Below are 14,766 nucleotides of genomic sequence, written 5' to 3'. Positions count from 1 at the left end.
AAACTTCGTCCATCACATCTTTGGGCATGCGCAGGATCTCGGGGGAGACGTAATTGAGCTTGACGTCGAAAAGGGTCAACAGACGGGCCAGTGAGTGGACGGTGCGGCCATATTTCAGGTCGCCGAGCATGGTGATCGTCAGGCCATCCACTTTGCCAGCACCGAGTTCTTCAAAAATCGTGAAAAGATCCAGCAGTGCCTGGGTTGGATGCTCGCCGACGCCGTCGCCCGCATTCAGCACGGGTTTTTCAGCTGCTTCCGCGGCAATCGCCGCCGAGCCAACTTCGGGATGGCGCAAAACGATCACATCCGTATAGCATTCCAGCGTGCGGATGGTATCGGGCAGGCTCTCGCCCTTTGAAACCGAGGAGTATTTGACCTCGTTGATCGCCACAACGCTCCCGCCCAATCGCTGCATGGCGGCCATAAAGGATGAGGCCGTACGCGTGGAGGGTTCGTAGAACAGGTTGGCCAAAATTTTGCCTTTGAGCAGATCGAATGTGCCAACGCGCTCGACCATCCCGCGCATCTCGTGGGCTACGCCGAAGATGTATTCCAGATCGGCGCGGCTGAACTGCTTGACCGAGAGGATATCTTTGCCGTACCACTCCGCGTGGGTGTTGTCGCCAAAGGGCAGGTGGGGGGATTGGGATTCAGTGGGCATAATTTGGTCTCCTAGTTTGGTGGTCTTTTAGTCAAATAGTCTTTTGGTTGATAAGTTGAACTTGATATTTTGAATCGTGATGAGTGACCGGTTCGCGCTTGAATTTAGTTTGCTACTGTTTAAGCGGCGTTTTCTGGGTTGTTAGTCTGTGCCGCCAGTGTTGCAACCAAATCCTGTACAAGAACCATCACCGCTATCTCCATCGCTACCATCCTGTGGCGCGTTCGTGGGTTTCGTAAATGTGAAGAAATCGCTGTTGCAAATCTCTTCGCCGTCGGCATTCAGGGTGGTCACATTCCATTGGTGCTCGCCGCCCTGGTTGTAAGCCGGGTGCATGCTGAAGGCTTCCATGTAGCGGTTCTTGCTGGTTTCGGCGGTTTCGAATTCTAAAGCTAATCCATCCGGGAAGATGAAATTTAAAATATATAACTCTGCTTCATCCAACGCTGTCCAGGTGAAGGTCACTTTTCCCTCGGCGGGGAGTTCGACTTTGTCGAGGGGAGTGAGCAGTTCTACGCAATCAGGATGCTCTGGGGTAAAGGTCGCTGTGGACGCAGGTTTTTCATCTTTTACTTCTGGTGCGGCGTTGATCTTCGCAGGTTCGGGAGTGAAAGTCGCAGTTGGATCTTCCTGCGCGGCGTCATTGCTTGGAGCGGGGGTGGGTGTGCTAACGCCACAGGCGAGTGTTCCAAGTAAAAGTGCGAGGATAAGTATTAGTTTTGATTTCATTTTTTCCTAAACTCAGAACTGCATTGCATCCGCTTTTGGATGCGTTGCAGGTCGGCTTCACAAAATAGCACGTCAGCATTCGCCAGACCCACAGTGCAACGCATCCTATCGGATGCAATGCACTGCTACTTCTCAACTCTTTTTCTCACAAACTCCCCGATCTCATCAAAGGCCGCGCGGCTCTCCGGCAGAAAGCCAAGCGTCTGCCAGACGTGCCACATGCCCTCGTAAACCGATAGGGTCATGCACTGCTACTAGCGTTCTATCCTCTTCACAAACGCACCGATCTCCTCAATGGCCGCGCGGCTCTCCGGCAGGAAGCCAAGCGTCTGCCAGACATGCCACATGCCCTCGTAAATCGTTAGCGTCATGTCCACATCTGCGGATTTGGCATTTTCTGCCAACAGTACAGAATCATCCAGCAATATTTCTTCGCTGCCCACCTGGATCAACAAGGGTGGAAAACCAGCAAAGTCCGCGAAAACGGGCGAAATTAGCGGGTTTCGCAGATCAGCTTCGACCGCGTAGCTGGATGCCCACAGGTGCAAACTCTCTTTAAGCAGCATCGCCTCAGCTTTGGCTTTGCTTTGATGGGATTCCCCGCTTAAGCTCAGGTCTGTCCATGGGGAAAGGCAGATCACGCCTGCCGGGAGGGGTTGCCCCTCAGCGCGCAGGGAGAGTGTCGCAGCAAGGCTTAATCCGCCGCCCGCCGAGTCTCCCGCGATGATGATGTTTTCAGCCCTGAAGCCCTCTCCCAGCAGCCACCGATAGGCAGCCACAGCATCGTCAACCGCTGCGGGGTAAGGATGCTCCGGTGCAAGACGATATTCCGGCAGGAAAACACGTGCTTTTGTTTTTTGCGACAATGTCGCAGATAGCAAACGATATAAAGCGATATTTCCGATGACATAGCCACCGCCATGTAGATACAAGATCACCTTCTCCGGATCTGAATCTAGATTGTAGATCCACTCGGCATTAAGTCCATTGCTATTTACTTTCTCAACAGTGATGGATGCGGGCAGCTTTCCCATCCATTTCGCAGATCGTTCTGAATTTGCACGGCTCTCTTCAATCGGGCCATACTTCTTGAAGATCAATTTGAGAAGCGTTCTGAAGATGGAATTCCTGAGTTTTGTCAACATTTTTCAATCCTGCTTTATCGATTTTTCGTCATGCTCATGCCTGTGATGGATATCAGGCATGTGGTCGTGTTCATGCTCTTCAGCAAGATGCTGATGTTCGCCCGCATGAGCTGCTGTGGCGAGGTCATGTCCGTGCGCTGGATCATCATGTCCATGTCCGTGCTCATGGAGTAAAGCCGTATGAATATGTGTATGCTGATGCTCTTCATTGACCAATAAATAGGCCCCACCCAGCATCAATAGGGTCGCAAATACAAAAGCGATTGTAGGCATTTCGCTAAAAATGACAATAGAAAGCAACACACCTGCAAGTGGGGATGTTCCATATAATGCGCTGGTGCGCGCAGCGCCCAATCCACGCATCGAACGGATGAAGAGAAATGTGCTCAACCCATAGCTGATCCAGCCAAGCAGCAGGGTCCACAAGATCGAAACGAGGGGGGGAATCTGTTCGCCGAGGCTGAGTGCCAGAAAAAACGAGAATATGCCCGCGACCAACCCTTTCCACGCAACAATGGATAGGGGGTCTTTTCCGGAAATATTGCGGGTGAAATTATTATCCACACCCCAAAGCGTGGTTGCCAGCAATACCCCAAGGGCTCCCAACGATAGCCCCCATCCGCTTTCAAAATTTGTAGAGATAATGATGCTTGCCAATGTAATCACTAAAATCGCACTCCACGCGCGGCGGCTGATTGCCTCTCTAAAGACGAGCATCGCGATCAGGGTTGTTGCCGCTCCCTCGAAATTGAGCAGCAGCGATGCGCTGGAGGCGGGCGTTTTTTCCAAACTGAGCATCAAAATGATCGGCGCAGCGATCCCGCCAGAGATGATCGCGCCAGCCAGCCATTTAATATCCGTTTTACGGATCCCCGCTTCTTTTCCTTTTGATGGTTGCGCAAATTTGATCAATGCGATTCCTGATCCGCTGCCAAGATAGAGAAATGCAGCCAGAAAGATAGGATTAACATCCCCCAGTAATAATTTTGAGAGTGGCGCGCTGATTCCGAAAAATAGAGCAGCTAATAATGCTTGAATGATATAGGGGAAATTATTGGATTTCATCTGCTCTACTCTCTAATATTTGAACCAAAACCCTTTTTAGCCAAAATCTTTCCATCTTTAACCACCTCTTTCCCGCGGAGGAGAACCCGTGTCACGCGCCCTTTGACTTGCCAGCCTTCGAAGGGCGTCCAGCCGCATTTGGTGAATTGCTCCGCACTACGGATCTCATACCGGGCATCCTCATCCACCTCGATCCAGGTCTCGGGTTGATCCGGTAGATTGAAGATCCGTTTGGGGTTGGTATGCATCTTTTCGATGAGGTCGTCAATCCTAAGGCGGCCCTCATCTACAGCTGTGAGCAGCAGCGGAAGCGCCGTCTCCAGCCCCGGAAATCCCGGTGGGGGATTCTCGGAATCTTTCTCTTCAAGGGTATGTGGTGCGTGGTCAGTAGCGATGCAATCGATGACATCGAGGTTTGCCCAGAGGGCATCCACGTCGGCTTGGGTGGCGAGGCGTGGGCGGACTTCGAGACGCCCCCCCCTAGCCCCCCCCGTAAACGGGGGGGGGATGAGGGTTTCCCCACCGCTCGCGGGGGGGACGGAAGAGGGGGCGGTTAGAAGTAAATGATGCGGAGCAACTTCGCAGGTGACTTTGATTCCCTTTTCCTTGGCAGCCTTGATCAGCAAGACTTCTTCCTTTAGTGAAATATGGGCAATATGGACGGGACGATCATAGATCGCAGCGAATAAAATTCCCGCGGCCATTGTTCGGGATTCTGAGTGCAGGACAATAGGGAGATTTTTGGGGAAGCTGGCAAAATGTGCCATCCAGAGAGACATATCATCCAAACGGAGTTCGCCAAAGGTCGAGTCGAGATACATCTTTAGCCCGGCAGCGCGCGGCGCCAGCTCTGCGGCGAGTGAGGCATTATCGGGTCCGGCGCCGAGGAATTGAGCGTAATCACAGCGCGCTTTTTCTTTGGCGGAAGCAAGCCCAAGGTCGAGGGTCTTTTCGTCAAATATTGGCGGAGTGGTATTCGGCATGGCAAGAATCGTGGTGAATCCACCCGCCAACGCGGCCTGGGTCGCTGTATCCCAATCTTCTTTATGCGTGGCGCCAGGTTCGCGAACATGAACGTGGGGGTCAATTAATCCGGGGAGTTTTATCATGGTTCTTTTTTTAGTCAGTAAGGAAAACGGATAGTATCTTAATTATAGCGATTCTCGCAAAAAAAGGGATCAGGCTTATTCCCGATCCCTTTTTTAATAAATAGAATACTATTCTGAAGGTTTGAAGATCACGAAAACCAGATTCATCAGTATACCGATGATGGCTGAAAAGACGATAGCCGGAATGCCAGCCGGGAAAACGCCGGGGATGACGAAGGGGAAGAGACCATCGGGCAGCGCCAACGCGCCACCAATGCCGGTGATGATTATTGTTGCCCCAACTGCCAGATTTGCTGGTGAAAACAAATCTACATTTTCAGACATTTTAAGGGCAATGCCTTGCATGGCGATTACGCCAAACAGATAAATGGCTAAACCACCTGTGACTGCGACAGGGACGCTGTTGACGATGCCTGCTAGTTTTCCTATAAAACCAAGCAGGATTGCAAAGATACCAGCCGTGATCAAGACGGGCACGGAATAGTTTCGGGTGATTGCCATCAGCGAATTATTTTCACCATAGTTGGTGCCTGCTGCGCCACCAAGGAAGCCGACGACCATATCATCGACACCATCGGCAACCAGATTCAAACCGATCAGCTCTTTGATATTGAGCGGATCGCGTTTGAGTTGCTCGGCCAGGGCATCTATGTAAAGACTCATCTGGTAAAGATGGGCAGTTGATTCCGGGATGGTCGCGATAGCGATCAAGGCAATGCTGATCACCAAGCCCCACGCGTTCGGATCTGTGAAGGCCGGGAGGGTGATATTCGGCATGCGCACCCAGGCGGCGTTAGTAATAACGCTAAAATTTACAATACCGAGCGCGGCAGAAAGCAAATATCCAACCAACGCACCAAGTAGAATAGGCAGCATGCCAAGTAATCCTTTGCCACGCAAATAAACTGAAAAGAGTACGGTGGCAATCAGGGTAACAAAGGCAACCAACCAGTTTGCAGAAGCCATACCAAGTGCTGCACCAGCCAGCGCCACACCAATGACAATAGCAACTGAGCCGGTTACGATGGGTGGTAAAACTTTATCGAGCGCAGCTTTGCCGATTTTCATGATGAGAAGACCAATCAGGATATTAAATAACCCTGTTCCCATAATACCGACTTGCACCAGGCGAACACCTTCTGGGCAGTAGAAAGTATTGGGATCGCTGAAGCAGTCACCAGCGTAGAGTGACATGGCGGTTACGACCACGGCTATATATGAAAATGACGATCCATAATACATTGGGATTTTGCGTTTCGAGACCATGAGCGCAATGATCGTACCAATGCCTGATGCCAACAGCGTCACACCGACGTCAAACTTGGTCAGGATGGCAACAAGGACTGTGGCCGGGAACATGGTTAGTACCTGTTGGAAACCAAGCGATAGCATGGCTCCGACGGGAGGTTTATCTCCCGGCAGATAACCTTGAACAGCGGATGTTTTTGTGGCAGTCATTCTTTCTCCTTATGGATTAGCGCACACTCAGATAGAGCATGTTTTTACCTACACCGCATGCAGGTATAAAAAAAGAGAGCCGCGAAAGGCTCTCTAATGAACGAAAGGAAAAGCAGGCTCGGCCCCAATGGGCGAGGCGGCTTGTGGAGTTATGTGAAAGGGATACTTAACCATATCGTTGTGATTATATGCAAGCTGATGTTCTTGTCAAGAGAGTTGACGCTTTTCAGTACCATTTTTTCTATATTTTTATGTACACTGTGTATGTAGAGGATAAAAAGAATATATAGAACCTATCCTAAAAATAAGTGAGATGTGCATTGCATCTGGATGATGCGTTGCACATCGGCTTCGAGCAAGAAAATATATTCTTGAAAACCCGACTTGCAATAGCATGCCCTTTGGGTACGCACTTGCGAAGTGCAATGCAAATCTAACATCCTTTCATAACGAATTTTAGGATAGATATTAAGGCTACAGACAAAAAAAGACGCCACCAAAAAGGTGACGTCTCAAAATTGTGTGCGTTTTTCTACTCAGCAAGCGGGATATCTGTGGCGTCACCGGAAGGTTTTTCTTCTTCCGAAACCTCTTCTGGAACCTCACCAACTATTTCCAATTCGGGAACAAGCTCAGGGTCAAGTTCGGCTTCGGGATCCAGCTCCACTTCATCTTCCTCTTCTTCTTCGATTTCTGGCGAGAAACGTCCCGGTACAAAACCGGAGCCAGCCGGGATCAGCTTCCCGATAATGACATTCTCTTTCAGTCCATAGAGCGGATCTTCATCAGAGCCAATGGCTGCCTTCGCCAAAACCTTGATCGTATGCTGGAAGGATGCGGCGGAGAGGAACGAATCGGTATTCAGGGAGGCTTTGGTAATCCCCAAGAGAACGTTGACAAATCGAGCAGGCTTTTTGCCTTCTTCGAGCAGGGCTTCGTTTATCCGTTGAACATCAAGTCTGTCAACCACATCACCTGGCAAATAGGCACTACCTTGCGGGTGCGTGATCTGGACTTTGGAGAGCATTTTGCGGATGATCACCTCAAAGTGCTTATCATGGATATTTTGACCTTGAGAGCGATAAACCTGCTGAATTTCAGACATCAGGTATAACTGGCAGATATCAGCACCTTGAATGCGGAGAATACGATGTGGGTTCAATGAACCTTCAGTAAGAGGCTGCCCGGCTTCAACGTGGTCTCCATCAACGACCAACAGGCGCGCGGTGGTAGGGATATCGTATTCGCTTGCTTCGCGTTGCTCATATGAAACATGAATTGTTCTGCCCTCGATGCGGACTTTGCCGTCATTTTGAGCAGCAATGGTTGCTTCATCAAGAGTGGCCAGTATTTCGCCAGCTTTTATCTCGTCTTCTTCGCTAATACCAATCTCCCAATCTTCAGGGATTTCGTAGGTATCACTGACCATTTCACTCTGTTCAACAGTGACAACACGCAGATCAGCATATTTTTCAGATTGAGAAAGACGTACCTTGCCACTGATTTCAGACATCACGGCTTCACCCTTCGGAGCCTTACGAGCTTCGAAAAGTTCTTCTACACGCGGTAGACCCGTTGTGATATCGCTGCCTGCCGCAACACCGCCCGTATGGAAGGTTCGTAGCGTTAGCTGTGTGCCTGGCTCACCAATAGACTGGGCAGCGACAATACCAACTGCCGAACCAAGTTCAACCAATTTGCCACGCCCAAGATCGTTACCATAGCATTTAGCACAAACACCGTGCTGGAGTGCACAAGTCAGCGCGGAGCGAACGAAGATCTCTGGTAAATCGGCTTTCATGATCCTGCGACCCATCTCGTGCGTAATGGTATCGTTACGTTCGCCAATCACCTCACCTGTTTGCGGATCAATGATCCGGTCCGCCAGGAGACGGCTATGGATACGCGCACCAAGGGATTGCCCGGCAATATCATCATCTCTGCGGATGATGATGCCGTTGGTGGTTTCACAGTCATGTTCGTTGATAATTAAATCCTGTGCAACATCAACAAGTCGGCGGGTAAGATAACCGGCATCCGCTGTACGGAGTGCGGTATCTGCCAAACCTTTACGGGCACCATGCGTTGAGATGAAGTATTCCAACGCAGTCAGGCCCTCACGGAAATTCGAGCGGATAGGAAGTGGGATAATACGTCCTGAGGGGTCAGCCATAAGACCGCGCATACCAGCCAACTGTGAAATTGGACCGAAACCACCTTTGGTTGCACCAGAGCTGGCCATCGTGGCAAGATTCCCGTTCGGGTCCATCACCTTGCGCACTTCGGCAGCAACCTCATTGGTAGTATCCTGCCAGATCTGGATAATGTGCTCATCCTGTTCCTGCTCGGTTAGCAAACCACGGCGGAAATCACGTTGAACCAGCTCCACAGCCTGAAGCGATTTCTGGATAATCTCTTCTTTCGCTTCAGGTACAGTAATATCAGAAATGGCTACGGTTACACCAGAGCGCATTGCATATTCAAAACCGATGCTCTTAATGCCATCCGCAACTGTTGTTGTCACATCCTGCCCGCAGATTTCGTAAACATCTGCAATCAGATCTTTTACACCGCCTTTATCCAGGGTTATATTTACGAATTGGATTTCAGGTGGCAAAATATTATTAAAGATCGCGCGCCCCACTGTGGTTATATGCATACGCGTTTCAGCTTCATCAAGGCGCGAGCCTTCCTTATCGTACCAACTAGTAATTCTCAGGTTGATATTGGTATGGACTTCAACCTTTTCAAGTTCAAAAGCAATAATCACTTCATCAATTGAACCAAAGGTGCTCCCCTCACCCTTATAGTCAAAGGGATCTTCCATCGTCAGATAGTAAACACCCAGAACCATATCTTTCCCTGGGCTGATGATCGGTTCACCATCCGCCGGTTTCAGCAGGTTCTTGGATGACAACATCAGCCGTCGCGCCTCTTCAACTGCTTTTTGCGAAAGCGGTACGTGAACTGCCATTTGGTCGCCGTCAAAATCGGCGTTGAAGGCAGTGGTGACCAAGGGATGCAATTGAATTGCGCTTCCTTCGATAATCAAGGGTTCGAAGGCCTGGATACCAAGACGATGCAAGGTTGGCGCACGGTTTAGAAGCACAGGACGGTCTTTAATAACATCTTCAAGGACTTCCCAAACCTCCTGACGATTGCGTTCAATCATTCGGCGAGCGCCCTTAACATTTGCAGCGTAACCTCTCTTGACCAAGCCTCCAATAACGAAGGGGCGGAAGAGTTCCAAGGCCATCTTTTTAGGAAGACCACATTGATATAATTTTAATTTCGGTCCAACAACAATCACTGAGCGACCTGAATAATCAACACGCTTACCCAACAGGTTACGGCGGAAACGCCCCTTCTTGCCTTTGAGCATATCACTGAGTGATTTAAGTTCGCGACGACCACGTCTTGAGAGGGCTTTTCCACGCTGAGAGTTATCGATCAGCGAGTCAACAGCCTCTTGCAACATTCGCTTTTCGTTGCGAATAATTACATTTGGTGCGCCCAACTCTAAAAGTCGTTTGAGACGGTTGTTCCGATTAATAACACGGCGATAGAGATCGTTCAAATCCGATGTTGCGAAACGGCCTCCATCCAACTGCACCATTGGGCGCAAATCCGGGGGGATCACGGGCAAATAGCTCATGATCATCCATTCGGGTTTGTTCCCGGAACGGAGGAATGCCTCGACCACTTTAAGGCGGCTGGTCGCTTTTTTGCGTTTTTGCTTGCTTTTAGTTGTGCGAACTTCAATCCAGAGCTCTTTCGAAAGGGCCTCAAGGTCAATACGCTGGAGGATATCCAAAAATGCTTCGGCACCCATCTCGGCGCGGAAAATTTTCCCCCAACGCGATCTGATATCTCGGAAGCGAATTTCGCTGAGAAAATCAAAAATCTGTAAATTTGCCAATTCTTTACGAGTCTGTTTGTTTTTCTCTCGTGTTTCAGCCGCTTGACCATCAACCTGATCATGCAACAATGCCAATTCTTCTTCAGTTGTGGCTTTCAGAGTTTCGATCTCTTGATCAAGTGTTGCAAATTCACCTTCTTTTTGCTCGCGAAGATCGTTTTCGACCTTACGCAGATGTTCTCTGACAATTTCCTGCACTTTGCTAATATGCTGATTAGCAATTTTGGTACCAGCCTCTGCAATCACATCACCTGTCGCAGTAAAAACAACTTTTTTGCGCGTTTCTTTCCCCATCTGTTCCTGCAGGCCATCATCCAGGCGCTGCCCTTCTTTCATTACCGGTTCAAGCAAGGCAGCGGTTTTTTCATTAAATTTTTCTTCCAGCGCGGCTCGATGTTGCTCAAGCGCCGCTAATGCTGTTTCCCCACGCTCTTTGATCTCGACTACCTTGGCATTTAACAGGGCACTCTGTTCCTGGTCAAAACCTTTGATTTCTTCGTCCAGGATGCTTAATTCTTTTTCTCGAGCATCTTCGTCAACATACGTGACGATATATTGTGCAAAGTAAAGAACGCGATCAAGATTTTTGCGGGAAATATTCAGCAACAACCCCAAATAAGATGGGATACGGCGCGTATACCAGATATGGGCAACAGGCGTCGCCAGTTGGATATGTCCCATTCGCTCTCGGCGTACTGCCGAACGTGTAATTTCAACACCGCATTTATCGCAAGTTATACCTTTATAGCGCGGGTTCTTGTATTTTCCACAATAGCATTGCCAATCACGCTGTGGTCCAAAAATCGCCTCACAAAAAAGACCATCTTTTTCAGGGCGGAGACGACGATAATTAATGGTTTCTGGTTTTAAAACCTCGCCATATGACCAACTACGAATTATTTCTGGTGAAGCAAGACTGATACGAAGTGCTTTGAGCCCCTTAGTTTCCACTGGACACTCTCCTAGTCGTCTAAAGCTCTGGAAATCCAGAGCCTTTCAGATAAGTTTCTTGTGTGTTAACTACTGCGCAAGACACACAAAAGCAAGCGCATTGAGTTTATTTTCTCAAGCGCTCGCAAATATTCAATATTCTGAGTAAGATTTTCATCCAAGTCGTAGATTATACCAACGATTTATTAAACCCGTCAAGTAAAAACAACTAGAATTTGAGCAATTCAAGAATATCCCCAACTGTGATATTAAAAATTTCATCCATGATTGCAGGATCAACTTTATACGGACCACCAAAAGAGCCATCTCCATAAATGTCCCGTGTTGATTTTGCATCCAGGATTGAGCTGGAAACATAGGGTGGCGTTTTTGGCAGCTCAGGTGTCTCACCAACAAGGGTAAATGGAAATGCTTCCATCCAATTGGCGTGAGCAGGCTTTAATTCCTGTTTTAGTGCGATTGATTCAATGCCATGAGATTGCCACCATGCATACCAATTTAACTTTAGGGCCGGTAATTCATTAGCCAATTCGACCAAGCGAGACCGGACTCCATCGTTGCCGCCATGACCATTCAAGACCAAAATGCGGCGAAATCCCTGATTGAATACAGAGCGAACAATATCCTCAACCGCATCCAACAAGGTGCTTAATCGGAAGCTGATCGTTCCAGGGTAATCAAGGAAATAGGGCGATGATCCAAAGTTAAGTGGTGGCGCAACCAGCACCCCGCTTTGTTGAGAAGCAGCATCCGCCAGAGCAAGAGGAATTTTGATGTCAGTCAGCAAGCTCAGGTATCCATGCTGTTCGGTTGCACCAATAACAATCATGAGACGATCATCTTTTAATAGATAGTTCTCAATATCCATCCAATTCAATTCTTCAAAACGCATAAGATTTTCTCCAGGGAATAGAATAACAAGCCTGGGGGCGGGTGTCAAGGAGGGAGATAAAATGCAAGAATCATGATATAGTGGATAGGAGAATCAAATGATCTATGGAGGTTGAATAGCTATGAAAATTAAACCCCTCTTCTTGATTTCCGTCATCATGACACTGACGTACATCACAGCTTGCTCTCCGTCCACCCAAGCACCTACCGAAACCCCACCGGTGATGACCGCCACTCCCCCCCCTGCCCCACCAACAAATATCCCTGGTACTCCAACTCACGCCTTGCCACCCCAGGACCCATACTGCACAGACGAAGCTGTTTTTGTTGCAGATATGACAATTCCGGATGATACGAAGCTATCTGCGGGAGAGGCTTTTACAAAAACCTGGAAATTACGCAATTCAGGGACATGCACCTGGAATGAATTCTATAGCCTGGAATTTGTCAGCGGCGATCAAATGAACAGCCCGCTCACGGTTCCCTTGAATGAAACTGCTCCGGAGGAAACACTTCAAATATCGGTTTCGTTGGTTGCCCCTGTAACGAGCGGAATATTTACGGGCGTCTATCAATTCAAAAACACACTAGGCGAGGTTATTAGTATTGGCAAAGTTGATAATATCTGGCTAAGAATTATCGTCGAAGATGGCACTGTTGCCATTCCGCCCACATCTACGCTGTCCGGACCCTGTAACCCCGACCGAAATCCTGCTTACGAAAGCGAAATCCTGACCCTGATCAATAACGCCCGCGCCAACAATGGATTATCTACACTGAGTTTGAACGCTCAACTTATGGCTGCGACCGATGCTCATTCTGAGGATATGGCTTGTAATAGCCTGCTCAGCCATACCGGCTCAGACGGGTCTTCGGTTGTGTCACGGGTTGCTGCGCAGGGCTATTCGGCTTTGTATATTGTCGAGAATATTTACGCGGGCGGAACAGCTCAGGACGCAGTGAACTGGTGGATGAACGACCAGACCCACCGTGAGGCAATTATTAGCAAGCAGGTATCTGAAATCGGGATCGGTTATGCCTATCTTGGCAGCAGCACCTATGGTGGCTATTTTTCGGTCAACCTTGCCAGCCCCTAAAATGGAACCTAATTGAGTACCGCAGCGAGTGGGGCCGGAGCGGCGATCTGTATGGATTGCCCAGCCGCCTGAGCTTGCTCTGCATCACGCGCCCATAGATAGAGACAGGTATGATAAGCAGTAGATGTGTAGGTGCTGATCACAGTCGCGATCATGGCGAAGATGAAGAAGACCAGCAGTCCCAGCCCGATCCCCAGGACCAGGCCAAAGGTCACGGTTGGACCGCCAGCCAGGTAGATGATACTGTAGCCAAGCCCGAACCCCAGGCCTGCTCCCGCCAAACCAAGCAGAAATCCGATCAACCCAGTCACTGCCTTCACCCCAACGGTGCTGATTCCCACCAATAACAGATTTTCCTTGATGATCTGCGTTGCCCGTTTAATCCCATCCTTGAGATCGATATCTTCGATCACCATCGCGGGGAGAATGAGATATGCGGCCTCTGTCCAGACAGTTTCGATCAGGCCGGCGAGCATATTACGCCCACCCTTATTCCCCTTGCCTTTGACCATATTTTTTACTGTATTTACGGCAGTGGATGCAGCAGCAAGGGTAGCGAGATCGAAGAGATCGCGTTTAACGATTGCCCAGGCCTTATCCATGCGCCCATCGCCTTCGGAGAGATAGCCATAGATCAGATAGACCGTCATCGCTGAAAAAATATAGCTGACGATGAAATTGGCAAAGACCAGCAATGCTCCCGCAAGGACAATGATCGCCTGCCCAATAAAACCGCTATTACCAAAGGCCATGCCAAGGAGGGCAATCGGAATAATGCCGATCACAGAAACAACTGCCCCCGCAAAAAGGGTATAGATGGAGGGTTTGATCAGGTCTTTATCAGCAGAGGCCATCTGCCAGGCCTGTTTGAGAAATTGCCAACCGCGTGAGAATGATTCCATGAGGGGACTCCTGTCGACTTACCAACTTGAAGGCTTGGAAAAACTGCCTTTTTCATCCGAGAGGGTATTGGGAAATAAACTTTTTGACAAAGCGCCTTTGCGAATATTTTTAATAAAATATGCTAAGGGTTGTAAAGCAACACTTGGGTTTTTCTGAGGATTAAGGATTCCAACAGGTTTATTTAACCCTTCTTTTACAAAGCGAATAGGCTCGAGGAGATCTGAATCATTTGAAACAATAACTGCTAATTCATATTTATTCATAAAACCGTCGATTAGCAAGTGAGTGGCAATATTAACATCTGATCCTTTTTCTTCGGTTTTTATAACTTTTGCAAAACCCGTTTGAGGTGGTGCAAGTCGCATGGTTACTGTATGAGACAAGAAAGTACCTTTAATGATTTCTAAATTGGGAATAGTTTTTAGTGCGCGCAAATATCTTTCTTGTCGAATTAGTTTTTCTGGATCATTAGGACGAGGAGTAACCAATGCTGTAAAATATTTAATCGTTGCAATTTCATCTCTCGGCAGGAGCAATTGACATAACTTGGCAATATTAAGCCAATGATAGGGAGTCTTCCTAATACAACCATAGTAAAAATTAAAACCGTCAATGTAAATATTTGCTTTCATAAAGCCACCTTAAACACAGAAGCCGCCTAAAGGCGGCTTCGCACCGGGTTCGTTACCTACTGCCGGGGGATACGCCTCTATTATTACTATATATGGTGGTATTGTCAAGTTAAATTATTAATTGGTCAATAGATAAATTATTCGATTAATCTTGCATATATCACTAATTATAGCAAACTTATCGGTCCAACTTCAACCCGCCA

General features: G+C 48.5%; 11 protein-coding genes. 1 reads left to right on the top strand and 10 read right to left on the bottom strand.

What is annotated here, in order from left to right; all coding sequences use genetic code 11:
• The 8 genes from pyrB to AC3DOM_RS06475 form a co-directional block, all read right to left on the bottom strand.
• A partial coding sequence (pyrB, locus tag AC3DOM_RS06510; protein ID WP_487918222.1) for an aspartate carbamoyltransferase occupies window positions 1-664 on the bottom strand: 664 nt, incomplete at its 3' end.
• 141 nt (window positions 665-805) lie between these two features.
• Complete coding sequence (locus AC3DOM_RS06505) at window positions 806-1,393, bottom strand: hypothetical protein (protein ID WP_487918221.1); 588 nt, start codon at window positions 1,391-1,393, stop codon at window positions 806-808.
• A gap of 254 nt (window positions 1,394-1,647) precedes the next feature.
• Window positions 1,648-2,538, bottom strand: coding sequence for an alpha/beta hydrolase (locus AC3DOM_RS06500; protein ID WP_487918220.1), 891 nt, complete (start codon window positions 2,536-2,538; stop codon window positions 1,648-1,650).
• Between the two features lie 3 nt (window positions 2,539-2,541).
• On the bottom strand, window positions 2,542-3,603 hold the full coding sequence (locus tag AC3DOM_RS06495; RefSeq protein WP_487918219.1) for a DMT family transporter: 1,062 nt from the start codon (window positions 3,601-3,603) through the stop codon (window positions 2,542-2,544).
• A 5-nt stretch (window positions 3,604-3,608) separates the two neighbouring features.
• Complete coding sequence (locus tag AC3DOM_RS06490) at window positions 3,609-4,712, bottom strand: amidohydrolase family protein (protein WP_487918218.1); 1,104 nt, start codon at window positions 4,710-4,712, stop codon at window positions 3,609-3,611.
• 108 nt (window positions 4,713-4,820) lie between these two features.
• Complete coding sequence (locus AC3DOM_RS06485) at window positions 4,821-6,170, bottom strand: uracil-xanthine permease family protein (RefSeq protein WP_487918217.1); 1,350 nt, start codon at window positions 6,168-6,170, stop codon at window positions 4,821-4,823.
• A gap of 532 nt (window positions 6,171-6,702) precedes the next feature.
• Window positions 6,703-11,040: a DNA-directed RNA polymerase subunit beta' gene (gene rpoC / locus AC3DOM_RS06480; RefSeq protein WP_487918216.1), complete on the bottom strand. Its 4,338-nt coding sequence runs from the start codon at window positions 11,038-11,040 to the stop codon at window positions 6,703-6,705.
• A 208-nt stretch (window positions 11,041-11,248) separates the two neighbouring features.
• Complete coding sequence (locus tag AC3DOM_RS06475; RefSeq protein ID WP_487918215.1) at window positions 11,249-11,932, bottom strand: creatininase family protein; 684 nt, start codon at window positions 11,930-11,932, stop codon at window positions 11,249-11,251.
• A gap of 121 nt (window positions 11,933-12,053) precedes the next feature.
• Between AC3DOM_RS06475 and AC3DOM_RS06470 the strand changes: the two genes are divergently transcribed.
• Window positions 12,054-13,028, top strand: a complete 975-nt coding sequence (locus AC3DOM_RS06470) for an NBR1-Ig-like domain-containing protein (RefSeq protein ID WP_487918214.1) — start codon at window positions 12,054-12,056, stop codon at window positions 13,026-13,028.
• An 8-nt stretch (window positions 13,029-13,036) separates the two neighbouring features.
• Here AC3DOM_RS06470 and AC3DOM_RS06465 read toward each other — a convergent pair whose 3' ends face one another.
• Both AC3DOM_RS06465 and AC3DOM_RS06460 read right to left on the bottom strand, forming a co-directional pair.
• Window positions 13,037-13,930: a hypothetical protein gene (locus AC3DOM_RS06465; RefSeq protein WP_487918213.1), complete on the bottom strand. Its 894-nt coding sequence runs from the start codon at window positions 13,928-13,930 to the stop codon at window positions 13,037-13,039.
• A gap of 18 nt (window positions 13,931-13,948) precedes the next feature.
• Complete coding sequence (locus AC3DOM_RS06460) at window positions 13,949-14,563, bottom strand: NYN domain-containing protein (protein WP_487918212.1); 615 nt, start codon at window positions 14,561-14,563, stop codon at window positions 13,949-13,951.
• Window positions 14,564-14,766: the final 203 nt, after the last annotated feature.

The sequence above is a fragment of the Candidatus Desulfolinea nitratireducens genome (assembly GCF_982879505.1).
This window is presented reverse-complemented; position numbering and strand designations above follow the sequence as displayed.

Excerpts from the sequence above, each read along its gene's own strand:
- AC3DOM_RS06505 (WP_487918221.1), bottom strand. The coding sequence starts at position 1,393 with ATGAAATCAAAACTAATACTTATCCTCGCACTTTTACTTGGAACACTC.
- AC3DOM_RS06500 (WP_487918220.1), bottom strand. The coding sequence starts at position 2,538 with ATGTTGACAAAACTCAGGAATTCCATCTTCAGAACGCTTCTCAAATTG.
- AC3DOM_RS06495 (WP_487918219.1), bottom strand. The coding sequence starts at position 3,603 with ATGAAATCCAATAATTTCCCCTATATCATTCAAGCATTATTAGCTGCT.
- AC3DOM_RS06490 (WP_487918218.1), bottom strand. The coding sequence starts at position 4,712 with ATGATAAAACTCCCCGGATTAATTGACCCCCACGTTCATGTTCGCGAA.
- AC3DOM_RS06485 (WP_487918217.1), bottom strand. The coding sequence starts at position 6,170 with ATGACTGCCACAAAAACATCCGCTGTTCAAGGTTATCTGCCGGGAGAT.
- AC3DOM_RS06475 (WP_487918215.1), bottom strand. The coding sequence starts at position 11,932 with ATGCGTTTTGAAGAATTGAATTGGATGGATATTGAGAACTATCTATTA.
- AC3DOM_RS06470 (WP_487918214.1), top strand. The coding sequence starts at position 12,054 with ATGAAAATTAAACCCCTCTTCTTGATTTCCGTCATCATGACACTGACG.
- AC3DOM_RS06465 (WP_487918213.1), bottom strand. The coding sequence starts at position 13,930 with ATGGAATCATTCTCACGCGGTTGGCAATTTCTCAAACAGGCCTGGCAG.
- AC3DOM_RS06460 (WP_487918212.1), bottom strand. The coding sequence starts at position 14,563 with ATGAAAGCAAATATTTACATTGACGGTTTTAATTTTTACTATGGTTGT.